The sequence below is a fragment of the Mycolicibacterium vaccae NBRC 14118 = CIP 105934 genome (assembly GCF_001552715.1).
Classification (GTDB): domain Bacteria; phylum Actinomycetota; class Actinomycetes; order Mycobacteriales; family Mycobacteriaceae; genus Mycobacterium; species Mycobacterium vaccae.
In genome coordinates, this window is sequence record NZ_BCRS01000023.1 from 21,668 (window position 1) to 46,265 (window position 24,598).

Annotated in this window: 22 protein-coding genes; 9 read left to right on the forward strand and 13 right to left on the reverse strand. The window is 69.3% G+C overall.

Features of this window, described 5'->3' with window-relative positions; genetic code table 11:
• Position 1: 1 nt before the first annotated feature.
• The 5 genes from MVA01S_RS06980 to MVA01S_RS07000 all read right to left on the reverse strand — a co-directional run bounded on the left by MVA01S_RS06980 (position 2) and on the right by MVA01S_RS07000 (position 4,421).
• Complete coding sequence (locus MVA01S_RS06980; RefSeq protein ID WP_003928915.1) at positions 2-856, reverse strand: ABC transporter permease; 855 nt, start codon at positions 854-856, stop codon at positions 2-4.
• Complete coding sequence (locus MVA01S_RS06985; RefSeq protein WP_003928916.1) at positions 856-1,686, reverse strand: MlaE family ABC transporter permease; 831 nt, start codon at positions 1,684-1,686, stop codon at positions 856-858. Before MVA01S_RS06985 ends, MVA01S_RS06980 begins: the two co-directional genes overlap by 1 nt.
• A gap of 45 nt (positions 1,687-1,731) precedes the next feature.
• Entirely contained in the window at positions 1,732-2,016 is a 285-nt protein-coding gene (locus MVA01S_RS06990) for a hypothetical protein (protein WP_003928917.1), read from the reverse strand.
• Positions 2,013-3,173, reverse strand: a complete 1,161-nt coding sequence (locus MVA01S_RS06995; protein ID WP_003928918.1) for an amidohydrolase family protein — start codon at positions 3,171-3,173, stop codon at positions 2,013-2,015. Before MVA01S_RS06995 ends, MVA01S_RS06990 begins: the two co-directional genes overlap by 4 nt.
• 69 nt (positions 3,174-3,242) lie before the next feature.
• On the reverse strand, positions 3,243-4,421 hold the full coding sequence (locus MVA01S_RS07000) for an acyl-CoA dehydrogenase family protein (protein ID WP_003928919.1): 1,179 nt from the start codon (positions 4,419-4,421) through the stop codon (positions 3,243-3,245).
• A 117-nt stretch (positions 4,422-4,538) separates the two neighbouring features.
• On the opposite strand from MVA01S_RS07000, the gene MVA01S_RS07005 reads away from it, so the two are divergent.
• The gene (locus MVA01S_RS07005; protein WP_003928920.1) at positions 4,539-5,669 is read left to right on the forward strand and encodes an acyl-CoA dehydrogenase family protein; all 1,131 of its coding nucleotides are present in this window, start codon (positions 4,539-4,541) and stop codon (positions 5,667-5,669) included.
• 6 nt (positions 5,670-5,675) lie between these two features.
• On the opposite strand, the gene MVA01S_RS07010 is transcribed toward MVA01S_RS07005, so the two are convergent.
• Together MVA01S_RS07010 and MVA01S_RS07015 are read right to left on the reverse strand one after the other, a co-directional pair.
• Positions 5,676-6,695 (reverse strand): TAXI family TRAP transporter solute-binding subunit, encoded by a 1,020-nt coding sequence (locus tag MVA01S_RS07010; protein ID WP_003928921.1) that lies wholly within the window; start codon positions 6,693-6,695, stop codon positions 5,676-5,678.
• Positions 6,692-8,719, reverse strand: coding sequence for a TRAP transporter permease (locus tag MVA01S_RS07015; RefSeq protein ID WP_003928922.1), 2,028 nt, complete (start codon positions 8,717-8,719; stop codon positions 6,692-6,694). The genes MVA01S_RS07010 and MVA01S_RS07015 overlap by 4 nt, the downstream gene beginning before the upstream one ends.
• Positions 8,720-8,881: 162 nt before the next feature.
• Here MVA01S_RS07015 and MVA01S_RS07020 point away from each other — a divergent pair, with 162 nt between their 5' ends.
• The 3 genes from MVA01S_RS07020 to MVA01S_RS07030 all read left to right on the forward strand — a co-directional run bounded on the left by MVA01S_RS07020 (position 8,882) and on the right by MVA01S_RS07030 (position 12,229).
• Positions 8,882-9,952, forward strand: a complete 1,071-nt coding sequence (locus MVA01S_RS07020) for a DUF1214 domain-containing protein (RefSeq protein ID WP_003928923.1) — start codon at positions 8,882-8,884, stop codon at positions 9,950-9,952.
• Positions 9,949-11,163 carry a sulfotransferase family protein gene (locus tag MVA01S_RS07025; RefSeq protein WP_003928924.1) on the forward strand — a complete coding sequence of 405 codons (1,215 nt, stop codon included), beginning with the start codon at positions 9,949-9,951 and terminating at the stop codon, positions 11,161-11,163. Before MVA01S_RS07020 ends, MVA01S_RS07025 begins: the two co-directional genes overlap by 4 nt.
• A 103-nt stretch (positions 11,164-11,266) precedes the next feature.
• Positions 11,267-12,229: a DNA polymerase domain-containing protein gene (locus MVA01S_RS07030; protein ID WP_003928925.1), complete on the forward strand. Its 963-nt coding sequence runs from the start codon at positions 11,267-11,269 to the stop codon at positions 12,227-12,229.
• Positions 12,230-12,236: 7 nt separating this feature from the next.
• Here MVA01S_RS07030 and MVA01S_RS07035 read toward each other — a convergent pair whose 3' ends face one another.
• Genes MVA01S_RS07035 through MVA01S_RS07050 form a run of 4 tightly spaced genes read right to left on the reverse strand, consistent with a single transcriptional unit; the run spans position 12,237 to position 17,771 of the window.
• A complete protein-coding gene (locus MVA01S_RS07035) occupies positions 12,237-12,542 on the reverse strand; it encodes an STAS domain-containing protein (RefSeq protein ID WP_003928926.1) in 306 nt (101 codons plus the stop codon).
• Complete coding sequence (locus MVA01S_RS07040; protein ID WP_040540130.1) at positions 12,542-16,720, reverse strand: SpoIIE family protein phosphatase; 4,179 nt, start codon at positions 16,718-16,720, stop codon at positions 12,542-12,544. The genes MVA01S_RS07035 and MVA01S_RS07040 overlap by 1 nt, the downstream gene beginning before the upstream one ends.
• Complete coding sequence (locus MVA01S_RS07045) at positions 16,720-17,082, reverse strand: STAS domain-containing protein (RefSeq protein ID WP_003928928.1); 363 nt, start codon at positions 17,080-17,082, stop codon at positions 16,720-16,722. Before MVA01S_RS07045 ends, MVA01S_RS07040 begins: the two co-directional genes overlap by 1 nt.
• 14 nt (positions 17,083-17,096) lie before the next feature.
• Positions 17,097-17,771, reverse strand: a complete 675-nt coding sequence (locus tag MVA01S_RS07050; protein ID WP_003928929.1) for a PAS and ANTAR domain-containing protein — start codon at positions 17,769-17,771, stop codon at positions 17,097-17,099.
• A gap of 398 nt (positions 17,772-18,169) precedes the next feature.
• Between MVA01S_RS07050 and MVA01S_RS07055 the strand changes: the two genes are divergently transcribed.
• A complete protein-coding gene (locus MVA01S_RS07055) occupies positions 18,170-19,021 on the forward strand; it encodes a class I SAM-dependent methyltransferase (protein ID WP_003928930.1) in 852 nt (283 codons plus the stop codon).
• A 5-nt stretch (positions 19,022-19,026) separates the two neighbouring features.
• Here the strand turns inward: MVA01S_RS07055 and MVA01S_RS07060 are convergent, their stop codons facing one another.
• Positions 19,027-20,358, reverse strand: a complete 1,332-nt coding sequence (locus tag MVA01S_RS07060; protein WP_040540134.1) for an APC family permease — start codon at positions 20,356-20,358, stop codon at positions 19,027-19,029.
• A gap of 167 nt (positions 20,359-20,525) precedes the next feature.
• Between MVA01S_RS07060 and MVA01S_RS07065 the strand changes: the two genes are divergently transcribed.
• From MVA01S_RS07065 to MVA01S_RS07080, 4 genes are all read left to right on the forward strand, one after another.
• Positions 20,526-21,689, forward strand: a complete 1,164-nt coding sequence (locus tag MVA01S_RS07065) for an LLM class flavin-dependent oxidoreductase (RefSeq protein WP_003928932.1) — start codon at positions 20,526-20,528, stop codon at positions 21,687-21,689.
• Positions 21,690-21,709: 20 nt separating this feature from the next.
• The gene (locus MVA01S_RS07070) at positions 21,710-22,543 is read left to right on the forward strand and encodes an aminoglycoside phosphotransferase family protein (RefSeq protein WP_003928933.1); all 834 of its coding nucleotides are present in this window, start codon (positions 21,710-21,712) and stop codon (positions 22,541-22,543) included.
• A 29-nt stretch (positions 22,544-22,572) separates the two neighbouring features.
• The gene (locus MVA01S_RS07075; RefSeq protein ID WP_003928934.1) at positions 22,573-23,106 is read left to right on the forward strand and encodes a nuclear transport factor 2 family protein; all 534 of its coding nucleotides are present in this window, start codon (positions 22,573-22,575) and stop codon (positions 23,104-23,106) included.
• An 86-nt stretch (positions 23,107-23,192) separates the two neighbouring features.
• Positions 23,193-23,831: a cutinase family protein gene (locus MVA01S_RS07080; protein ID WP_051015214.1), complete on the forward strand. Its 639-nt coding sequence runs from the start codon at positions 23,193-23,195 to the stop codon at positions 23,829-23,831.
• 1 nt (position 23,832) lies between these two features.
• Here the strand turns inward: MVA01S_RS07080 and MVA01S_RS07085 are convergent.
• On the reverse strand, positions 23,833-24,598 hold a 766-nt coding region (locus MVA01S_RS07085), incomplete at its 5' end, for an LmeA family phospholipid-binding protein (RefSeq protein WP_060941563.1).

Genomic DNA, 24,598 nt, shown 5'->3' on the forward strand with positions numbered 1-24,598 from the left:
CTCAGCCACCGAGCCTCGCGCCGGAACCGATGCCCCAGAGGCCGATGGTGAGAAGCAGGTTCACGATGATCATCACCGAGATGCTGGCGCGCATCGCGCGGCCTGCGGCCACACCCACTCCCTGCGGGCCGCCGCTGGCGAAATAGCCGTAGTAGCACTGGATCGTCGTCGTGATGGTGACGAAGACGATCGCCTTGCAGACCGAGTACAGGATGTCTGAACCGGTGAGCACCAACCGGAAGTAGTGATCGTAGGAGCCCGCCGACAGTCCGCCCGCGACGCTGACGACGGTCTGGACCGCCGCGTAGTTGATCAGCAGACACAGGATGTAGAGCGGGATGATCGCCACCACCGACGCGAGCAGCCGGGTGGTGATCAGGTATGGAATCGGCCGGATCGCCAGCGATTCCATCGCGTCGATCTCCTCGGAGATGCGCATCGAGCCCAGCTGCGCGGTGAACCGGCAGCCCGCCTGCGCGGCGAACGCCAGCGCCGCCATCACAGGCGCCAACTCGCGCGTCGACACCGTCGAGGACAGCAGGCCCGCGGCGGGTTCCATACCGAGCAGGTGCAGGGCCTGCAGCCCCTCGATGCCGACGATCGCGCCGGCCGATGCGCCGAGCAGAATGATCACCCACGCCGTCCCGCCGCCGACCACGATGGATCCGTTGCCCCAGGTGACGTCGGACAGGATGGTCAGGAAGGCCTTGCGGTAGCGCGTGAGCGTCACCGGGATCCCGGCCACCGCGCGGATGAAGAACGTCAGCATGTGGCCCAGGCGGATACCGCCACCGGCCACCGCCGTCGACGCGACCACCAGTGGCCGGACCCCGCGCGGGTAGTACGGTGCCGCCATCAGAGAGCCACCTTCGGGAACAGCAGCACATACATCTGGGTGAACACCACGTTGGTGATCATCAGCAGCAGGATCGAGGCGACCACGGTGGCGTTGACAGAGTTCGCCACGCCCGCAGGCCCGCCCTTGGTGGTCAACCCTTTGTCGCACGCGACGATCGCGACGATCGCGCCGAAGACCACCGCCTTGATCAACGTCAGAACCAGGTCACCGACCGTCGCGAAGGATGCGAACGTGGTCACGAAACTGCCCGGCGCGCCGTCCTGGGCGAAGGTGTTGAACAGATAGCCCGCCAGGAACCCGATGAAGCACACCAGCCCGGTCAGCGCGACACCCACCACGATCGCGGCCGCCAGGCGCGGCACCACCAGCCTGCGGATCGCCGAGATCCCCATCACCTCAAGGGCATCCACCTCGTCACGGATCGTCCGGGAGCCGAGGTCGGCGCAGATCGCCGACCCGACCGCCGAGGCCATCAGCAGCGCGGCCACCAGGGGTGCGCCCTGACGGATGACCGCGAGCCCGCTGGCCGCACCGGCCAGCGACGTCGCCCCGACCTGGCCGGCCAGCAGCGCGAACTGGATCTGCAGGGTCACGCCGATGGGAATGGCCACACACATCGTCGGCAACATGGCGGTCGATGCCATGAAGGATGCCTGCTGGATGAACTCCCCGAACGGAAAACGCCACCTGGCGATATCGAAGATCAGGTACTGCAGCGAACGCAATCCCAGGATGCACTGGCTGCCCACGGTTTCCAGCGACGCTACGGGATGCCGCCTGGCATAGCCCTTCGTCCACTCACCGACCTCACCGAGCGGTGAGGGCATGTCCCGTGTTGTCACCATTGACTCCCGGTCCCCCGTCCTCGCTTCTCAGCGCCACCGGGGGCGTTGCTCAGATGGTGGGCCCGCCAGGGAGCCGAACCGCCTGGTGAACGACTCGTTCGTCTGCTGCTCCCGCCGGTAGCGGTCCCCGCTCTCCCGCAGCAACTCGATCCGGCCCTCGATGCGGGCGATCTCGTCGGTGTCCGACGGTGTCCGGGCGCGAACCCGCGCCAACTGCCCGGTGGCCTCGGCCAGCTCCTCTGCCAGCCTGGCCGCCACCTCACCGAAGGTCAGCAGGTCGTAATCATCGGTCTCGGGCCGCGGCTCGGTCATCGGCCCTCCCCGAAGTGCAGGAGTGCACGCGCATTGAGTTCGACGATACGGTGCACGTCGTCGTCGCTGACCGAGACAAGGTTCTCGGCGATCCGCTTGCGGCTGTTGGGCCAGTTCGAATCGGAGTGCGGGTAGTCGACCTCGACGAGGATGTTCGCCACGCCGATCGTGTCCCGGGCGTCGATCCCGTGCACGTCGTCGATGAAGCAGCCCCAGAAGTGCCTCCGGAACAGGTCCGAGGGCCGGTCGGTGCGGCTGATCTTCTGATACCACCGGTGCCGCTCCCAGGTGTAGTCCAGCCGCTCCAGCAGATAGGGAATCCAGCCGATTCCGCCTTCGGACAGCATGAACTTCAGGTTCGGGTGTCGTTGCAGCACACCGGAGAACACCAGGTCGGCGGTGCTCCACATCAGGTTCGTCGAAAACGTCGCGATGGCCACGGCGAACGGCGCGTTGGGGTCGTAGGAGCCGGCCGCGAACGAGAAACCCGGGACGTAGCCGCCAGAGCCGAAATGCAGACACACCGGCATGTCCGCGGCTTCGAGGGCATCCCAGAGCACCTCCCAGTGGGACGGGTCGTGGAAGGACGGCAGGCCCAGCGGGACGGGGCTGTCGGGAAAGGACACCGCCTTGGTGCCGAGGCGCGCCAGCCGCTCGACCTCGGCGGCAGCCCGCACGGGATCCCAGGTGGGCAGAATCCCCAACGGAATCAACCGGTCCGGCGCCGTTGCGCACCATTCGTCGATCTGGAAGTCGTTCCAGGCGCGCACGCACGCCAGCGCGAGCTCCTTGTCCCGGGCGCGCTGGAAGACGCCGCCACCGAATCCCGGGAAGGACGGGAAGGCCAGCGCGGCGTGGACGCCGTCGATGTCCATGTCCTTGATCCGTTCGGCGGGGTCGTAGCACCCCGGGATCATCTGGTCGTAGCGGACGGGCTCCATCCCGTACTCCGCCGGCGGTTTGCCGGCGACCGCGTTGAGCCCGATCTGCGGATAAAGTTGCCCTTCGTAGCGCCACACATGGTGGCCCTCAGCGGTTTCGATGATCTGCGGCCCGGTCTCGCGGTACCTCTCGGGCAACCGGTCCTGCCACACCTGGGGATGCTCGATGACGTGGTCGTCCACCGAGATGATCTTCATCCAGTCCTGTAACGGCATTGCCTGTCCTCCGAGTCCACAACTTCTGTCCGCAACTTCTGCCGACGGCCGGTGTCCCGGCCGTGTCCGTCATCCGCGTGGCAGCCCCAGTGCCCGCTCGGCGATCACGTTGCGCAGCACCTCGTTGGTGCCGCCGGCGATGGTGAACGCACGTGCGTAGAGGAAGCCGTCCTGCCACCATCCGTCGTCCCACACACCCGGGTCCCCCTCCACCCGGATGCCGTCATGGCCCTGCAGCTCGAATCCGAATTCGTGCAGCGCCAGGTTGATTTCGCTGAACAGGATCTTCGACACCGGCGCGTCGCCGACGTCGCCCGTGCCGTGCAGGGACCTGCTGTCGCCGAATGCCGAGACCAGCGCGTTGACGTGGACGTCGGCGGCCAGCTTGCCGATAGCCTGACGGATGTCGTCGCGGTCGATCGCGGGGCATCCGTCACGGCTGATCTCGGTCGCCAGCCGTACGAGCCTGTCCAGTGCGCCGAACAGCGACGCACCGCCTCCCGCGCTGGAACGCTCGTGCGCCAGGCTCGCGGTGGTCACCGCCCAGCCCCGGTTGACCTCGCCGATGACCCGGTCGGCCGGGATGCGCACGGTGTCCAGGAAGACCTCGTTGAAGTCCGAGGTGCCGGTGATCTCCCGCAGCGGCCGCACGGTGACGCCCGGCGTCTTCATGTCCAGTGCGAACGCGGTGATGCCTGCGTGTTTGGGCGCGTCGGCGTCGGTGCGGGCCAACAGGTAACCCCAGTCAGCGTGCTGACCGTTGGTCGTCCAGACCTTCTGCCCGTCCACGACGTACTCGCCGCCGTCCAGGCGGGCCCTCGTGCGCAGACTCGCGAGGTCGCTGCCCGCGTCGGGCTCGCTGAACAGCTGACACCAGATGTGCTCGCCCGACCGGATCCGCGGCAGGAAGAAGTCCTTCTGCTCGGTGCTGCCCGAAGCGATGATCGCCCCTGCCGCAAGCAATCCGCCGCCCACCGGGCCCGCCGCGGCCGCCCGGACCAACTCGTCGGCGACCACCGACTCGTGGAGAGGATGCGGATCGGCCAGGCCGCCGTACTCGACGGGCCAGTTCACTCCCAGCAACTGTTCGGCGAACAACAGCCCGGTCCATTCCCGCAGCGCGGGCACCTCGTCCGGCTCGGGCGCGCGGACACCGGTGCGGGCCTGCCTCGGCGGCGCGTGGCGGGCCGCCAGATCGCGGACACGTTCTCGCAGTGCGCCCAGTCCCGCGTCCTGAGTGAGTTGCAAAGCGTCCTCCGCTGTCTGATCCCGCAAGCCTGATTGAGCTTAATCAGTATCCTGTATCTTTGTGAAGGGTTTCGCGGCCCCGACCCCGATCACCTCCTCCCAGTTAAGGAGCGGCCTGTGAACTTCGAGCTCACCGAGGAACAACGAGGGTTGGTCGATTCCACCCGTGCGCTGCTGACCAAGCTCGCGTCGGTGGACAGAGCCCGCGGCCTGCTCGACGGCGCCGACGGGTTCGACACCGAACTGTGGGGCCGCGGCGCCGATCTCGGCTGGTCCGCACTGGGGATCGCCGAGAGCGACGGCGGCCTCGGACAACGCCCCATCGACCTGGCGCTCGTGGCCGTCGAACTGGGGTACGGCCTGGCCGCCACGCCCTTCATCCCCGTCGTCGTCTCCGCGGACGCGGTGAGCCGGTCGGACGTCGGCGACAAAGACAAGGTGCTGCAGGCGATCTCCGAAGGGTCGATGATCGCCGCGTGGGCCTATGCGGAGTTCGGCCAGTCCTGGGGGGCGATGGGCGTGGGTATGGGCACCGTCGCGCGTCGCCACGACGGCGGCTACCTGCTCAACGGCGCGAAGGTGTCGGTACAGGACGCCGATGCGGCTCACCTGCTGCTCGTCGACGCCGTCCTCGACGGTGCGCCGGCCCGGTTCCTGGTGCCCGCGGACAGCGCCGGGGTGCGCATCGACCGACAACGCACCCTCGATGTGACCCGGAGTTACTGCGACGTCGTTTTCGACGACGTGGCGGTCGACGGCGCCGCACTGTGCGCGGCCGGCGAGCGGGCCCTACAGTCGCTCACCGCATCGATGCGTCTGCACACCGTGCTGTTGTGCGCCGAACTCGTCGGCATCGGGCAACGACTGCTCGCGATGACCGTCGACTACGTCAAGGAGCGGGTCCAGTTCGGCCGCCCCGTCGGCAGCTTCCAGGCCGTCAAACACAAGTGCGCCGGCATGCGGATCTGGGTGCAGGCCAGTACCGCCGCGGCCTACCACGCCGCGATGGCGCTCGACGGCGACCCACTGGACGCCGACCGTGCGGTCAGCGTCGCCAAGGCGTATGTCTCCGACGCCGCGGGCCGGATCGCCGGGGAGGCGCTGCAACTGCACGGCGGCCTCGGTTTCACCTGGGAGCACGACCTGCACCTGTTCCTGAGGCGGGCACGCACGGACGCGCTGCTCTCGGGTGACACCCGCTTCCACCGCGAACGACTCTGCCACCTACTGGAATCGGCGCAGGCGTAACCGGGTTCAGCCCGCCGCACCGAGCTGGTCCAGCGCGTGCACGGCGCCGCGGTTCAGCGGCACCGGGTCCGTGTCACGCGCGGTCTGCAGACTGATGCCCTTGGCCGCGGCGACCGCCTGCTCGAGTTGCGGCTTCCTGTCGAACAGCGTCCTGGTCAGCACGCAGGCCAGGTTCGCGTCCAGGTCGTCACGCACCAGCAGCATGTTCGCCACGACGATGGTCTTGACGTCGCCGGGCAGCTGGTAGGTCGCGGCGGGGATGACCCCCTCCTCGTAGGCGGGGCTGATCTCGGCCATCCTGGCCAGCTGCGGGGTGATGTCGAGGAAGACCACCTCGTTTCGCGAGGTGGTGAGCAGATCGGTGATCCCCGGCGTGGGCAGACCGCCGGACCAGAACAGCGCGTCGATGGAGCCGTCCTTCATGCCGTCCACGGTCTTGGTGAGATCGAGGCGCTGGGCGGCGACATCGACGGCCGGGTCCAGTCCGGCCGATTCCAGCAACCGGTTGGCGATGACCTCGGTGCCCGACCCCGGTGAGCCGGTCGAGACCCGCTTGCCGCGCATGTCCGCGATCGAGGCGATGCCGCTGCCGGTGCGCACGATCACCTGGGTGTAGTTCGGGTAGATACGTGAGATCGCCTGCACGGGCTGCTTTTCCCCGTCGAAGCTGCCCGTGCCCTCGACGGCGTCGGCGGCGGTGTCGGCCAGCGAGAAGGCCACCTGATAGCTGCCACCGACGAGTTGCTGGATGTTCTGCACCGAGGCGCCGGTCTCCGCGGCAGTGGCCTTGACCGTGCCGTCGGTGGCCGCCGAGATCTGCTCGGCGTAGGCGTTGCCGAGCGAGAAGTACACCCCCGTCGAGTTGCCCGTCGCGATGCTGACCCGGGTGTCCGCGCCGACCTCGCAGGTGATTTCGCCACCGGAGTCGGCGGTGGGGGTGTCCTGGCGGCCGCCGCAACCGGCCGTCGCGGTCGCGGCACACACCACTGCCGCGAGCGCGGCCAAGGTCCTGGTCGCACGTCTCATGTCCGTCTCCTCTTGTCGGTGATGAAGGTCAGCGCGACTGCACCGAGCAGACACGCCAGCCCCGCCGCGATCGTGACGGGGTGCAGGAACAGCAGCAGCAGCGCGCCGAGTGCGCTGAGCGAGCGCGCAACCGGGCCCAGCGCACCGACTCCGAGGGCCCAGCCACCCGCCGCGAACGACAGCGCCACGATGCCGGCACACGCCGCGGCGGAGGCCCACAGCACACCGACCACCGGACCGCGCCCCAGCAGGTATTCGCCCGGCGTGGTCAACACGAACGCGATCGGCACCAGGAACGCCGGCGCGGCGTACCGCAGTGCCTGCCACATCGTGGGGATCGCCTGACCACCGGTGACCGCCGACGCGCCGACGGCCGCCAGTGCGGTCGGCGGGGTGACCTCGGAGAGCACCGAGTAGTAGAAGACGAACATGGCGGCCGCCGGCGCGGGCACGTCGAGCGCGAGCAGGGCGGGCCCGATGATGACCCAACCGATCACGAACGACGCCGTCACCGGTATCGCGAGCCCGAGAAGGGCCAGCGCCACCGCGGCGAAGACAGCCGTCAGCGCCAGGATCACGGTCCGGTTGTCGCTGAGCGAGTCCACCCCGCCCACCAGAACTGATGAGAACTGGGATCCGAGACCGGTTTTCGTCGTCATCGCGGTGATGACGCCGGCGGCGGCGCAGACCGCGACGACCGGAAGCACCCCGCGGACCCCGGTGCTCAACGCCTCGAAGAGACGGCGCGGGGTCAACCGGCCCCGCCGGTCGAGGAAGCTCAGCACGAACGCCAGCACGGTCGCGTAGACCACCGCCCTGGTGGCCGACATCCCCATCGCCAGAAACACCACGATGGCGATCATCGATGCGAAGTGATACCCGAACCGGCCCAACAACTTCCACGCGGATTCGGTACCGAGGTGCGCCGGTTTCATGCCGAAGCGGCGGGCATCGATCTCGACGGCCAGCAGGATGCCCAGGTAGTACAGGACGGTCGGGATCATCGCCCACCCGAGCACTGTCAGGTAGGAGACCTCGAGGTACTCGGCGACGATGAACGCCGCCGCTCCCAACGTGGGCGGCGACAGCAGCGCGCCGACCCCCGCCGCGGCGAGCACACCGCCGGCACGTTCGGGGGTATAGCCGGCGCGCCTCATGATCGGCCAGGTGATCGCCCCGACGGTGACCGCGGTCGCGGTGCCCGAACCGGAGACGGTGCCGAGCAGAAGCCCCGAAGCGACGGTGGTGCGGCCCGCGGCGCTGCGCGAGCGCCGGAACGCCGCGACCGACAGGTCGACGAAGAACTTGGCGCCGCCGGACAGTTCGAGCACGGCGCCGTAGATGGTGAACAGCACGATGTAGGTGGCCGCCACATCGAGTGGGGTGCCGAAGAACCCGCTGCCCGAGTTGTACAGCGCGTCGACGATCTGGTCGAAATCCAGACCCGCGTGGCCGATCGCCCACCCCTGAGGCAGCAGCCCGCCGTAATAGCCGTAAGCCAGGAACAGGCCGCACACGACCGGCAGCGCCCACCCGGTGGTCCTGCGGCAGGCCTCGAGGATGAGGATCAGCAGCAGGGCGCCCATTGCGATGTCGGTGGGCACGAGCATGCCCTGCCGATCGAGGAACGCGTTGTACCCGCCGCCGCCGGCGCCGATCCGGACCGGAAGGATCGGATACAGGCAGACCAGCAGCGTGACCGCGGCCAGCGCCCAGTCGAGTGCCCCCGGCCGGTCCCGCGGGTCGAGCCGTCCGCCCCAGCCGGACCGGTAGACCAGGTACACCAACGGCAGGGAGCCGGCCAGGAACACGATCAGGTAGTACTGGCTGCCCTGCGACAGCGGCCGGAAGACCTGCCCGATGGTCAGCAGCGCCACCGCGAACGCCACACCGGCGACCAGCCGCCGGGTCCAGCCGGACAGCTCGCGGCCCGGCTTCTCCTGATCGTCGACCTGGAGCGCCGCAGGCGGCGTGGCAACCACCGTCGGCGGGTTGCCCGGCTCCGTTGCTGAGCTCCGGTCCATTGCATGCAGACGTTATGCCCCGAACACGGTGTCTGGACCAGAATCTCGCAATCGCTGCGCGGAACCGGAGTCAGCGCGACGTCGTTGACACCTCCGGCTCCGTCGAGAACACTCGTTTCCCATGCTGGAAGGCGCCGGGCACCGTCAGGACGTGAGCGCCCGGTGACCGCCGAGGCGTGGGCGAGCCTGGTGGACGGCCTGGCGAGCGCAGGGCGGCACCTCGAGGAATCCACCGCCGCCCTCGACCCGCAGGAGCGCGCCGACGGCTACCGTGCGCTGCTGCGTGCGGCGAACAATCTGTTCGGCCGCTTCGAGACCGACCCGGAGGCGCCGGAGCTGGTGCCGTTCAACGGTTGGCGGCAGAAGTTCTTTCTGGACAACCCCGATTACCGGTACTGGATCGCCGACATCTCCGGCCGGCACGAGTACCGGCTCGCCGGCAACATCGGCGACTCGGTCTACCAGTCGATCACGGTCTACACCGGACGCGGGGTGGCCGACGCGGCGGCGGTGGCACGCATCGACTCCGACGGACTCGACGTCGACGACGATGGCGAGTTTACCCTGACGCTGTCCCCCGACCGGCGCCCGTCACCGTCGCACCTGCACCTGCCTGCCGAGGCGACCTCGGTGTGGGTCCGCTACGTCCATGACCGGTCCCGACCCGCCGACGAAGGCGACTGCCGGATCACCCGCTGCGGGGCACCCGACCGTGTACCGGTGCCCGATGCTGCGGAGTTCGCCCGTGACCTGGCGAAGCTGGGAAAGGTTCTCGCGCAGGTGCCGGCGGTGTTCGAGTTGTCGACGGCGCGGGACATCAAGTCGCCCAACTCTGTTCGGCACTGGTCGGCGATGACGGGCGGTGCGGCCTTCACCGAGCCGGGTATCCACTACCTGCGCGGCGCATGGGAACTGGGCCCCGGTGAGGCACTGGTGGTGGAAGGCCCGCTGGTGGACTGCCGGCACTGGAACATCGTGCTGTACAGCAGGTTCCTGAATTCGCTCGACTACCGGCACCGGACGGTGTCCCGGACCGGCGCCGGCGCCCACACCGCCGGCGGCGCATACCGTTTCGTCCTGGCCGCCCGGGATCCCGGCATCGCCGGATACGACTGGCTCGACACCGAGGGCCGGAATTTCGGGGTGTTCGTCATGCGCTTCCTGCAGCCTTGCGGCACTCCCGAACTTCCCTCGGTGCGCAGCGTACCGATCGCCGACCTCGGGCCGACGTGAGCTGGCAACCGCCCCCTCGCTCGGCAGCCGCGCGCGAGATCTACTGCGCCGCAGAGCAGGACCGAATCGACCGGCCCCACCGCTACACGCTCGACCCCGAGTCCGTCCTCGACCGCATCGCCGCACGCGGCGAGGTGGCACCTGAGGAGTTCGCGGCCGGCTGGCGAGAAGGCCTGGAGATGTTTCTGGCCTCGGCGCAGCACGAGGGCCGGCTCAACGCCGTCGGAATCCGCACGGCGATGGCCACCGCGCTGGGCAGGCTCACCGCCGGTGCGACGATCCGCCGGTGCCACCTGCACCACCCGGACGCAGGCGACAACGCGGTCCGCTCCCCCATCGTCATCACCGGCGGCTGGCGGACCGGCACCACGTTCCTGTTCCGGCTGCTCGGAAGCGATCCGCGACTGCACGCTCCCCTGCCCGCGGAACTCGTTGCGCCGTGGGCGTTCACGAAGTCGGCACCGCAGGAGCCGAAGAAGGTGACCGCGGCCCGGACCTCGATGCTGCACACCCTCAACCCCGCCATGGCGGTCGTCCATCCGTCGGGACCCGACCTCCCGGAGGAATGCGTGCTGGCGATGGGCACCGATATGCGCAACTGGGGGTTCACGTCGATGTTCCGGGTGCCGTCGTACGCCGACTGGCTCGGCGTCGAGGACTTCGCCGAATCCTATGCCCGGTACCGGGAGATCCTTCAACTGCTCGAACTCGGCGACCACCGGCGGTTCGCGCTCAAGGCGCCGGCCCACACCGCCGAACTCGACCACGTCGCTTCGACATTTCCGGGCGCCGTGGTGATCCAGATCCACCGGGACATCGTCACCACGATCGCGTCCGGGGCCAGCCTGTTCGCCGTGTACCAGTCGACCTACAGCGACACCGTGGATCCGCTCGATGTCGGCCGCAGGCAGATCGAGCAGAGCGAACGCTGGTTCCGACGCGCCGCCGCGTTCCGGTCGTCGCCGCGCCGCGAGCAGGTCACCCTCGTCGACGTCGCCTACCGCGATCTCGTCGACCGACCCGAAGCCGTGCTGGCGACGATCTACGCCGCGGCGGACATGCCGCCGCCGACGGACCTCAAGCGCTTCGTCGCCGACTACCACCGCGTCCACCCCGGGGATGGGCACGGCGGCCACCGCTACACGCCGCACGACTTCGGCCTCGATCCCGCGGAGTTGCGGGAGCGCTTCTCGTTCCTGCCCCACGACTGACGAGAACCGCTGGCGGGGAACCGGACACGGCATCGATCCGCGAAAGCACATCCCGGCAGCGGATTTGAATGCCGTTTGGGCGCTGCGCCTCTAGGCTGGACCGATGGCGAGCGACGGGGAGCGCGCGGGGGTCGAGCTGACCAACCTCGACCAGCCGCTGTCCGACGATGCGGGCGCCACCAAACGCGACCTCGTCGACTATCTGGACGCCGTCGCGGACCGCATCCTGCCGGTGCTCGCCGGCCGACCGCTGACGGTGCTGCGGGCGCTTCGGGGCCGGGCCCCGTTCATGCAGAAGAACGTGCCCAAGTACACCCCGGACTGGGTGCGCACGGTGCCGATCTGGGCCGAGGCGTCCAAGCGCGAGATCCGCTACGCCGTCTGCGACGACCGCCGCACCCTGCTGTGGCTGGCCAATCAGCGCGCCGTCGAGTACCACCCCGCGCTCGGGCCTGCCGACGACATCTACCGACCGACCCACCTGATCCTCGATCTCGACCCACCCGACGGCGCCGATTTCGCCGCGGTGGTGGCGGTGGCCCACCTGGTTCGGCAGGCCCTGTCCGACAGCGGGCTGGCGGGTGCGGTGAAGACCAGCGGCTCCCGCGGCCTGCACATCTTCGTCCCGATCGACGACACCGCTCCCGTCGACGACGTCGCAGCCGCCACGCGCGCAATGGCCGCGCGCGCCGAGGCGCTGGATCCGTCGATCGCCACCACCGCGTTCATCGTCTCCGACCGTGAGGACAAGGTGTTCGTCGACGCCACCCGTGCGGGCGGGGCCACCGTGGCCGCGGCCTACAGCCCGCGGTTGCGTCCCGGCACGCCGGTGTCCTTCCCGGTGTCCTGGTCTGAGCTGGAGCGGGTGCACCCGTCCGATTTCACGGTGCACACCGCCGCGGCCGTGCTGGCCGGGCGCGACCCGTGGGCCGACGCGATGCCGGCGCCGCAACGACTGCCGAACGAACTGATCGAGCACGGCCGGACGATCCCGGTCGCACGGGTGGCGGCGATGCACGAAGGGAAGCGGCGCGCCAGGGCGCAACGCGAGGGCGAGGCCCGGTAGGGCGCGCCTATCCGCCGGCCGGCTTGACGATCGTCACCCTGGTCAGCCCGCTCACCGTCAGCACCGGCAACAGGACCGGATTCACCAGCAGCTCGATCGATTCGGCGTAGTCGAACAGCACGTTGATGGCGCCGCTGTCGAGGTAGTCCACAGCGCTCAGGTCGACGAGCAGGGCCTGCCCGTCGGACCCGACCGCGGCCCCGACGGCCTCGGAGAACGCGGCGATGTTGCTCATGTCCAGCTCGCCGACAGCGGTCAGCACCGACGAGCCGTCCTCCTGACGGTCGGTGTGCAGGCTCAGCGGGGTGGGCATCAGTGGATCCTGGCGTTCATGCGCACGGTGGTGCCCGTGCGCTGGGAGTCGATGGTGACATCCTGCATCAAGGCCTCCATCAAGGCGATGCCCCTACCCCGGTGCAGTGCCGGCACCTCCGCGCGCGGCTTCCACGTCCCGGAGTCGGCGATGGTCACGAACACGGTGTCGGGCAGCGCGGTGGCACACAGCCGGACTGTCCCGTCCGGACGGTCGCGATGGCCGTGCTCGATGGAATTGGCCAGCGCCTCCCCCACGGCGATCAGCACATCCAGCGACTGTTCCTGCGAGACCCCGACGGCGGTCAGCCAGTCCCGCAGCACGGCCCGGCTGCCGGCCAGCTCCGCCACATCGGCGGGGAACTCGAGATCGAGCGGCGCGGGCTGGCGGTAGAGCAGCAGCGCCACGTCGTCCTGGTAGCCGTCGGTCGGCGCGAGCCGCGACATGATCACATTGGCCAGCTCGTCCAGCGCGGTCGCCCGGTTGCGCTGCACCACGTCGGTCGCGCGGGCGATGCCGTCGTCGATCGACTCGCGCCTGCGTTCGATCAGACCGTCGGTGTAGAGCAGCAGGGTGGCCCGGGGCGGCATGGTCTCCCGGGCCTCGGTGCGGTGGGGCGGGTTCTTGAGCCCCAGCGGCGTCGCGCGTGCACCCTCCAGCAGCCGGGTGGAACGGTCCGCGGTGACCAGGATCGGGGGCGGGTGACCCGCGCACGAGTACACCAACTCGCCGTTCTGCGGATCCAGCACCGCGCAGAAAGCCGTCGTGCACCGCGCCCCCGGCAACCGTGCCGCGAATCGGTCCAGCGCCGACAGCGCCGCCGCCGGGCTCGGATGTTCCAGCAGCAGCGCGCGGCAGGCGCTGCGCAGCTGACCCATGATCGTGGCGGCGGTGAGGCCGTGCCCGACGCAGTCGCCGACGATCAGTCCGATCTTGCCGTCGTCGAGGTCGACGACGTCGTACCAGTCGCCGCCGACCTGCAACGGGCTGGTCGCCGGCTGGTACCGCACGGCGAAACCGCTGGACAGCGCAGGACCGAGGATCGCGTGTTGCAGGGCCAGCGCCGTCTCGCGCTGCTGATCGATCTGGTGCACGCGTTGCAACCCCTGCCCCAGCCGGCCCGCCAACACCGTGAGCAGCGTGTGATCGTCCGTGGTGAACCGCCGGTGCTCGAACAGCTCGATGTACATCACGAGCACGCCCCGCGGATGCCGCAATGCCACCCCCGCCGCGCCGGCGGCCGAGGTGTCCGGGTCGAGCAACTGGCCGTCCCGCAGCGCGGTGATCGCCGCGCGGGTCTGCGGTGACAGGTCACCCCAGCCGGCCGGCTCCCCGACGCATCTCAGGTGCGGCTGCCCGGAGTCGTCACGGTCCTCGTCATCAGGCCAGATGGCGGCCAGCACGCGCCGCGCACCCCACACTGCCGCGAACTCCTCGGCGGCCGCCAGCACGGCGTCGTCGAGCGTGTCGGCCTGCGAGAGCTGCTGATGCAGTGAGGCCAGCGCGGTCTCACGCTGCACGATGTAGTGCTCGGCGCTGACGTCGCGCAGAGTTCCGACCACGACGTCACGGCCGGTCTCCGGATCCTCGGTGCGGGCGAAGGTGACCGCCATCCACAACCGGTGCCCGTCGCGGTGGGTCACCGGTACCGCGCCGATGCTGCCGTGCGGCTCCGACAGCACTCTGTCGAACGCCTCCCTGGTCCGCCGGTGCGCTTCGGGATCATGCTCGGCCGACGGCCACCACGGGTGCACGGGCCGGTACGGAAGACCGGCGGCGTCGAACCCGAGGATGTCGCCGAAGGCGGGGTTGATCTCGATGACGGTGCCCTCGTCGTCGCAGATGAAGAAGGCCTCCTGCAACGAGTCGACCAGCGCCGAGCGCCAGCGGGCGTGGTGCGCACGCAGCCGGGAGAGTTCGACACTCGTGCGCACCCGCGCCAGCAACTCCGCCGCGGCGAACGGTTTGACCAGGTAGTCGTCGGCGCCGGCGCGCAGGCCGCTGATCGACGCCTCCTGGCCGGCGCGGGCCGAGAGCAGCAGCACCGGCAGTGCCGCGGTGCGCCGGTCGGCGCGCAGCTCGGCCACCAAGCCCAGCCCGTCGAGGCGCGGCATCATCACATCGCTGATCACGATGTCGGGCGGGTCGGCTTGGATCCTCTCCAACGCCTCGACCCCGTCGACGACCGCCTCCACCTGGTAGCCGTCGGCATGCAGCAGCCGGCTCAGATACTCGCGCATGTCGGCGTTGTCGTCGGCGATCAACACCCGTGTCGGTGTCGCGGACCCGACGGTGGCAGTGGTCGCGAATCTTGTTGGCGTGCCGAATGACTCAGAGTCGCGATCGTGCTCGCCGGGGATCCAGCGCAGCGCCTCTTCGACATAGGCGTCCGCCGTGCCCGCTTTGGCCCGGTTCTCCCCGGCCGGGGCGAGCGCGTCCCCGGGTAGGTGCGCGGCGCCGAGCGGCAGCCGGATCGTGAACGTCGTTCCGCGGCCTTCGACACTCTGCGCGCCGATCGTGCCGCCGTGCAGCCCGATCAACTCCTTGACCAGAGCGAGCCCGATACCGCTCCCCTCGTGCGAGCGCGCCCTCGCGTTCTCGATGCGGTGAAAGCGTTCGAACAGCCGCGGCATCTCCGCGGCAGGCACACCGGAACCGGTGTCGGCGACCGCGACGACGGCGTTGCGGCCGTCCTTGCGCACCCGGACCGACACCGTGCCGTCGAAGGTGAACTTCAGCGCGTTCGACAACAGGTTGAAGATCACCTTCTCCCACATGTCGCGATCGACGTACACGGGTTCGTCCAACGGTTCGCAGTCGACGTCCAACACCAGCCCCGCGCGCTCCATCGCCGAGCGGAAGACGCTGGCGAGTTCGCCGGTCAGGGTGCCGAGGTCCACCGGCTGGTAGAGGGCCTGGGTGCGGCCCGCCTCGATCCGGGAGAAGTCCAGCAGCGTGTTGACCAGTTTGGCCAGCCGAAACCCGTTGCGCCACACCACGTCCAACTCCTGACGCGCACGCTCGTCGACGCCGTCGGCGCGGCGTAGCTCGGAGACCGGGTCCAGGATCAGGGTCAGCGGGGTACGAAATTCGTGGCTGATGTTGGAGAAGAAGGTGGTTTTGGCCCGGTCGAGCTCGGCGAGTTCCTCGGCCCGGCGCTGCTGGGCGCGATAGCTGCGTGCCAGGCCGATGCCCGCCGCGATGTGGGCGGCCACCAGCGTGACGAAACCGCGGTAGGCCTCGTCCAACAGCCGGTAGCGGTTCAGCGCGGCCACCAGGAAGCCGCTGGGCGACCCGCCCTGATGCAGCAACGGGACGACCAGCGCCTGCACCGGCGGCTCGCGCCACGCCCCGCTCGGCAGCGCGGGGTACTCGGCCAGGTCGAGATCGACCAGAACCGAGTCGCCGCGCGCCAGTTCGGCCAGCGGCCACCGACTGTCGTCTGGGGTCAGGCCGTCGGCGCCCAGGCGTGCGGGCACAGCGGGATGTCCCACCTCGATGCCGCTGGCGCCCGCCAACCGCGCCGACCCGTCGTCGTCGAACAGGTACGTCAGCGTGAAGGGCAGGTCCCGCAGATTCTGGGCCAGCTGCTCGTCGACGAAGCTGAGGATGTCCTCCTCGCCGCGCACCAGGCTGGGATCGGATCCGAGATCGCGCAAGGTCGCCATGCGCCGCTCACCGATCACCCGTGTGGTGTCCTCGCTGACCACGCACAGCATCCCGACCACGTGGGCGTCGTCGTCGCGCAACGGGCTGTAGGAGAAGGTGTGGTAGGTCTCCTCCACGTAGCCCGACCGCTGCAGGAACAACAGCAGAGCGGTGTCCCACGTCGCCTCACCGGTGGACAGCACCCGCTCGATCCGCGGGCCGATGTCGTCCCAGATCTCCGCCCACACCTCCCGGGCCGGGCGTCCCAGCGCCCACGGGTACTTGCGGCCCAGGGTGTCGCGCCGGTAGGCGTCGTTGCAGAAGAACGTCAGCTCCGACCCCCACGCCATCCACATCGGGAACCGTGAGGACAGCAGGATGCTGACCGCCGTCCGCAGGCTCTGCGGCCAACCGGTCGGCGGACCGAGTGGCGTCGCGGCCCAGTCGACCTCGGCGTGGTCGCGGCCGACCTCGCCACCGTCGGCGAAAAGACTTGAGCGCGAGGGATTCCCGCCGTCCACGCTACTCATCACAGGCCTTCGCTCGATGCCAGTGCGTCCGCCACCGTCGGGTAGGGCCGCAGCACGTCGTCGAGCTTGGTGACCTCGATGGGCCGGGTCACCTCGGCATTCGCGGCCACCACCCGGACCGTGACGCCGCGGCCGCCACCGGTTTCGACGCTGTCGAGCAGCGCGTTCAATCCGGCACTGCCGAAGTAGGTGGCCTCGTTGAGCTCGACGACCAGTGCCCGCGACGGATGGGCGAGCGCGTCGGCGGTCGCGGCCTGCAGCGCCGCGGCCAGACGCTGCACGGTGCCGGTGTCCACCTCGCCGCTGACATAGACGATCACCGCGCCGTCGCGCGCTTCCTGCGCGATGTTCAACGATTTCACGGATTCGGCGACAGTCACTCGACGCGCTGGTGCGCGGTCAGGAGCAGGTGGTCGAACTGCCGGCGCAGATCGTCGCCGCGCACCTCCACCTTGTGGAACTCGGCGACGATCCGGCCGGCGAGTGCCCGGAGTTTGGTGTTCGTCTGCTGAGACCGCCACTGCAGCAACTCGAACGCCTGGGTCTCGTCGATGCGGTAGACCAGCATCAGAGCGCCCTTGGCCTGCTCGATGGCCGCGCGCGCGGCGAACAGATCGGGCAGCGAGGTGTTCAGCACGTCGCGGCGGGTCTGATCGAGGGTGTCGGTCAGGTCGACGTAGTAACCCTCGGTGCCGACGACGGCGCCACTGTCGTCGAACATCCTGTCGCCCAGCACGAGAACGCTGTGTTCGCGGTGGCGGGTGTCGAGGAGGCGATGCCGGCTGGAGAACGCCCCGCCGGAGTGCAGGGCACGGTCGAGCAACTCCTGCACATGGCGGCGGTCGTCGGGATGTTTGTGGGAGAGCAGCAGTTCGGTGGTGGGGGTGACCGTGCCGGGCTCGTAGCCGTGCATCCGGGCCACCTCGTCCGACCACTCCCACCGCTGGCCGACGAACCAGAACCGGAAGCCGCCGATGCGGAGGTCACCCCCCGCCTGGGGCGATTCGTCAGCAGACGACCCACCCTCACACGACTGATCGGCACGCGGCATTGCCGCATTATTCCACTTCAGCCGATTTGGCAAACACCTTGCGCCGGACTGGTCGGCAGCTGCGGACGCCGGCCCGCCGAACTTGCCGTTTCCGCTGATGGGCCGGGTCGAATGCGGATAGCATCGGCCGCGGAGGCGCGGCTGCAGCGGGCACGATCCTGCGCCGGCCCGCCGTCGGGCGCCCAGAAGCGGTTGTGCCGCAGCCCCGCAACGCGCCGCCGGCGGCCGGGCGCCGCACCGCGGTACGTAGCGCGGCGCGAGACCGCATCCGCACCTGAGGGGGTGGTGGGCACAAATACAGGTAGTCGCTCCCCGATGTGGGCGAGCCGTCGGTGGGCGATGGTTTCTGCAGCCGGTCGCGCGGACCACGGCACCCATTGACAGATTCGAGGAGACAGATGACCACTGCTGACAGCGTGACGGGCCAACCCGACGCCGACCGTCAACTCAAAACCAGGCACCGCGCGCTGTGGGCATCGGGCGATTACCCCGCCGTGGCCGCGGAGCTGATCCCTGACCTCGGGCCACGGCTGGTGCAAGCGTGTGGCATCGGTCCCGGCCAACGGGTGCTCGACGTCGCCGCGGGCTCGGGCAATGCCGCGATCCCGGCGGCTGTGTCCGGCGCGACGGTCGTGGCCAGTGACCTGACCCCGGAACTGTTCGAAGCCGGGCGCGCCATCGCCGCACTACGCGGAGTGGAACTCGACTGGGTCGAAGCCGATGCCGAGTCGATGCCGTTCCCCGACAATGACTTCGACGTCGTGATGTCGTGTGTCGGCGCGATGTTCGCACCGCACCACCAGGCCACCGCCGACGAACTCGTCCGGGTTGCCCGTCCGGGCGCCACCATCGGCCTGATCAATTGGACGCCGGAAGGGTTCATCGGCAACCTGTTCGCCACGATGAAGCCCTACGCCGCCCCGCCGCCACCGGGGGCCGGCGCCGCGCCGTTGTGGGGCAGCGAGGATCACGTCCGGAAGTTGTTCGGAGACAGGGTCGCCGACTTACAAATGCAGCGCCGGACGGTCCTGATGGACCGCTGCGCGACACCGCTGGAATTCCGTGAGTACTGGAAGTCCAACTACGGCCCCACCATCGCGGTGTACGGCTTCAACGCCCAGGATCCCGACCGGTTGTCGGCTCTGGACCGCGATTTCCTGGCATTCCTGGAGCAGTGGAACACCTCCGGGGAACCCGGCCGGACCGCCTATGAGGCCGAGTATCTGTTGGTGACGGCCACCAAGCGCTGAGTCCCTCACGCGTTCGCGGGGGCGGCGCTGGAGTACCGCCGGGTGACGAAGTGCAGCACCACGCCGACTCCCAGCAGCATCGCTGCCAGCAACCAGACCTTGCCGCTCTGCTGCGTCATGAGCAGCACGCACGACCCCACCCCGAGAACCGGGACGAACGTCCAGACCCGGTAGTGGTCGTGTTCGACGTGGTCGCGTCGCAGCATCAGCACCGAGACGTTCGCGGCCAGGAACACGAAGAGCAGCAGTAACACCACCGTCTCGGCGAGGGTGGACAGGTCGCCGACCAGCGTCAACAGCATCGACACCGCCGTCGTCGCGACGATGGCGACCCACGGGGTGCGCCTGTTGGGCAGCACCCGGGACAAGACGTCGGGCAGCAGCCCCTGTTCTGCCATCCCGAAGCCCAGCCGACTCGACATGATCATCGTCAGCAGCGCCCCGTTGGCGACGGCGATCAGCGCGATCAGGCTGAAGAGCCAGTCCGGCACCCCGACGCCGGAGGCCGACACCACATCGAGCAACGGCCCCGAGGACTGCGAGAGTTCGCCGGAGGGCAACGCGATCGCACTGGCCAGACCGACCAGGGCGTACACCACGCCGGCGGTGATCAACGCCGCGAACAACGCCGCCGGGTACACCCGTCGCGGGTTCCTGATCTCCTCGACGACGTTGGCCGAGGTCTCGAAACCGACGAACGAGTAGTACGCGAGAATCGCGCCGCCGAGGATCGCCAGCCCCGGCGACGCGCCGTCGGGCAGCGTGGTGGCGCGGCCGATGTCCCCGTCTCCGCGGCCCAGCATCATCGCGACCACGGCGATCACGATGACCAGGCCGGTCAGCTCGATCGCCGTCATGACGACGTTGGTCTTGAGCGATTCGCTGATGCCGCGGGCATTGAGACAGGCGACCAGCACCAGGAAGACCAGCGCCGCTACGACGACCGGGACGTCGACGAACGTGGCGAGGTAGTCGCCGGAGAACGCCAGAGCCAGGCCCGCGGCGCTGGTCACGCCCGCGGCCAGCATGCTGAATCCGACCAGGAACGCGATCAGCGGTTTTCCGAACGCCCGCTCGGCGAACACCGCCGCGCCTCCCGCACGCGGGTACTTCGTCACCAGCTCGGCGTAAGACCCTGCGGTGAGCAGCGCCAGCAGCATCGCCACCACCAGCGGCGCCCACAGCACCCCGCCGACCTCCGCCGACAGCTTCCCCATCAGCGCGTACACGCCGGCGCCGAGCACGTCGCCGAGGATGAACAGGAACAACAGCGGGCCTGTGATCTTGCGCGCCAACTTGGTCGGTGCGGCGTTCACCTCTGTGGTGTCTGAAGACATCAGTCGGCCCCCTCTTTGTCGCCCCATGTCGAAGTGCTTTCCGGGCTCCACACCGAGCCGTAGAGGCAGATACCCCGAAGTGCAAAATCGACACCCCGGCTCAGCCGGGACCGGGGGTCTGGTCCGAAATCACCCTGCGCGGCCGCCTCCGCAGACAGAATGGCCGGATGCGCTTCGGTAGCTTCATGGCCCCGTTCCATCCCGTCGGGCAGAATCCCACCCTCGCCCTGGAACGGGACCTCGACCTGATCGTCGCGATGGACCGCCTCGGATTTCACGAGGCGTGGGTCGGCGAGCACCACTCGGCGGGCTTCGAGATCATCGCCTCCCCCGAGGTGTTCATCGCGGTCGCCGCCGAGCGCACCAAGCACATCAGGCTCGGCACCGGAGTGAGTTCGCTGCCCTACCACCAGCCGCTGCTGCTCGCCGACCGGATGGTGCTGCTCGACCACCTCACCCGGGGGCGGGTGATGCTGGGTTGCGGCCCAGGCCAACTCACCTCGGACGCACACATGCTGGGTATCCCCGCCGACGAGCAGCGACCGCGCATGGAACAGTGCCTGGACGCGATCATGCGACTGCTGCGCGGCGAGACCGTCACCATGCACACCGACGGGTTCACGCTGCAGGACGCACGCCTGCAGCTACGGCCCTACAGCGATCCGTGCTTCGACGTGGCCGTCGCCGCGTCGTTCTCCCCCACCGGCCCGCGCGGCGCGGGCCGCCACGGCATCGGCATGCTCTCGATCGCGGCCACGGCCAGGCAGGGCATGGACCTGCTCGCCCAACACTGGGACACCTGGCAGGAGGTGGCCCGCGAGCACGGCCACGTCGCCGACCGGTCTAAGTGGCGGCTGGTGGGCCCGATGCATCTGGCAGAGACCCGCGAGCAGGCCGAGCGCGACGTCGAATACGGGATCGCGGAGTTCTCGCAGTACTTTTCGCACATCCTGCCTGCGGGGCCGGTGCAGGGCGACACACCCGCCGAGATCATCGCGAACAATCACGCGACGGGTTTCGCGGTGATCGGCACCCCGCAGGACGCGATCGCCAAGATCGAGGAACTGGTCGAGGCGAGCAACGGCGGGTTCGGCGCGTTCCTGTTGTTCGACCACGACTGGGCTCCCCCCGCTGCGAAGTCGCACAGCTATGAACTGTTCGCGCAGTACGTGATCCCGCATTTCACCGGACAGCTCACCCCGCCGACGGCGTCCCGCGACTGGGTCACCGGAAGCGGCCGCACGTTTGTCGACCAGGCTGCCCACGCGATCGGCAAGGCGATCGAGGATCACGCGGCCGAACAGCGGGCGCCGCACCCGGCGTCGAATTAGGCAGTGCCGGAACACAATCGATGACGGATCGACAACGCGATCTCGGTGCTGCGCTGCGCGACCACCTCGACCGGTGGCAGCTGCGGACCGACGGTCCGGTCCGCGAGGGCACGGCGTCGCTCGTGGCGCCGGTCGTCACCGAGGACAACGTCCCCGCGGTCCTCAAGGTGGGTGCGCACGACACCGCGCCCTGTCACGAGCATCTCGTGCTGCGACGCTGGGGCGGTCGAGGAGCGGTACGGCTGCTGCGCGCCGACCCGCCGCAGCGCGCGGTTCTGCTGGAGAGGCTGCACCCACAGTCGCTGACGACTAGGCCGGACGTCGAGGCGTGCGAGATCGTCGCCGGCCTCTCTGGCCAGTTGCACGTACCGCCGATGCCGCAGTTGCCGTCGCTGCACGCGCAGGTGACCCGGTGGGTCGACTCCGCCGAACGCCTACCCCGCCGCTCCGCGGTCCCGCACCGACTGGTCGAGCAGGCGGCGGCGCTGGCTCGCGAATTGACCGCGGAATCAGTCGATTCGGTCGTGCTGCACGGTGATCTGCACCCCGGCAACGTGCTCGCCGCGGACCGCCAACCCTGGCTGGCCATCTCCCCCGAGCCGATGAACGGTGACCCGCACTACGAGCTGGCCCCGACGCTGTGGCACCGCTGGCACGAACTCGCCCACGATGTCCGCGACGGAGTGCGCCGTCGCTTCTACACACTCGTCGACGCCGCGGGTCTCGACGAGGACCGCGCCAGGGCCTGGACGCTGATCCGCGTGGTGTGGAACGCCACCCGGGAACCTGTGCCCGGCGCCCCCGCAGACGCACTGACCAGGTACGTGGCGGTCGCCAAGGCCGTTCAGGACTGAACCACGAGAACCGGAAGGTGGCTGGGCGAATGGGCTCGACCGATGCGGCACTGCAGGAGATGCTCGACGAGCATCAGCTTCTCAAGCTGGTGCACCGCTACTGCCGCGCCGTCGACCGCGGTGACGTCGACACACTGAGGAGGCTCTACCACGCCGAGGCGCAGGACGACCACGGCGGATTCTCGTCGGGAACGGCAAACGCGTTCGCCGACCGGATCGCGGCAGCCCGCCCCTATCTGCGCTCGATGCAGCATCACGTCACGACGACCAACTTCGCCGTCGACGGCGAGGTGGCCGAGGGTGAGATCTACACGATCGCCACCCATACCCTGGCCGCGGGCGACCGGGACGTCGACGTCACGGTGGGCGGGCGTTACCTGGACAAATACCGGAAGCACGACGGCCAGTGGCGCTTCGTCGCCCGTGCGGTCGTCACGGACTGGGCCCGCGTCGAGGACCCGTCCCCGAGGAACCTCGATCACCCGATCACCAGGGACACCGCCCCGGGCAGCCCCGGCCCGGACGATCCCTCGCACAGCTTCTTCACGCTGTTAAAGGAGTGAAAGCTGTGACTAACGGGTACTGACGGGAGGTCATCGTCCCACCACGCCCGGTCGAGGAGAGGTCCGTGAGCGCCCGAATCACCACCATGTCCACGATCGCGGCCACCGCGGCGATGACGGCCGCAGCGCTGGTCGGCGCGCCGACCGCAACGGCGGCACCGCGGTGCCACGACGTGGAGGTCGTGTTCGCCCGGGGCACCGACGAACCCCCCGGTCTCGGGGTCGTCGGCAAGGCGCTCGTCGACACGCTGCGACCGATGATCAAGGACCAGACCATCGGCACCTACGCCGTCCGCTACCCCGCGTCGTGGGACTTCCTCCAGGTCGCCACCGGCGCCAACGACGCCAGCAGGCGCGTGCAGACCATCGCCGCGAACTGCCCGGACAGCCGGATCGTGCTCGGTGGTTACTCCCAGGGTGCGGCGGTCATCGATGTCGTGGCCACCGCCCCGATCGCCGGGCTGGGTTACACCGCCCCGCTGCCTGCCGCCGTGATCCCGCACGTCGCGGCGATCGCGGTGTTCGGCAACCCGTCGGCACGCCTCGGACGACCCCTGACCGTGCTGAGCCCGGACTTCGGCGCCCGCACCGCCGATCTGTGCAACACCAACGACCCGGTGTGCTCACGCGGCGAGGACTTCTCCGCCCATGTGCGCTATCCGCAGTCAGGACTGGTCAAACTTGCGGCCCAGTGGGTCACCAAGCATGTGCGGCAACAGGTCTGATTCACAGCGGGGCGAAACAGGGATCGGCGTCGTCCTGTGGAATCGCAGCGTCCCGACTGGAGAAGGTCCCCACGACGCCGGCGTCGGTGACCTCGACACTGTCGGCACGGATACCCAACGGGTAGTTGTCGTTCAGGTTCTTCGTCAGGTCGTTCAGCGCGCCCTGCACGACCGCCTTCGGGAACGGCCCCTGCACGTCCAGCACCTCTAGATTCAAGTCACCGTCTACCACAACAGGTTTGGCGGTCACGCTGGCGGCGCCGGCGTCGAGCACGATGGTGCCCGCCGCCGGGTCGGTGCGGACGCCGGTGACGAGAGCCCCGACGCCCGGCAGATTCTCCGCGACGGTGTCCCTGATGCCGTCCGAACGCCACGTCAGCGTGGCACTCAGCGAGCCGATAGTGCCCTTGGAGTCTTCGCTGCCGTGCAGCCGGATGTCCTCGAGGACGACGTCGGCGGTCATCCCGTCAGCAGCCTGCACCCGGTCTCCGGCGGTGTGCACCGAGATGTTCGTGTAGTGACCCGTCACGTGCTGCCACAGGAACGGCGGGTTCACCCCGTAGGAGATGCTCGCTCCGTCCTCCACCACGCATTCGGCGATGCCGACCAGCACGTCGTCCGCGCGGTGCCGCGCATACAGTTCGGCGCCGGCGAGGCCGCCCGCCAGCGCCGCGACCACGATGACTGCGAGCAGGATGCCGGCCTGCCGGTCGAGGCCGTGGCCGCGACCCGCAGCGTCTCGCGCCGGGGGCGGCGCCGCAGCCCGG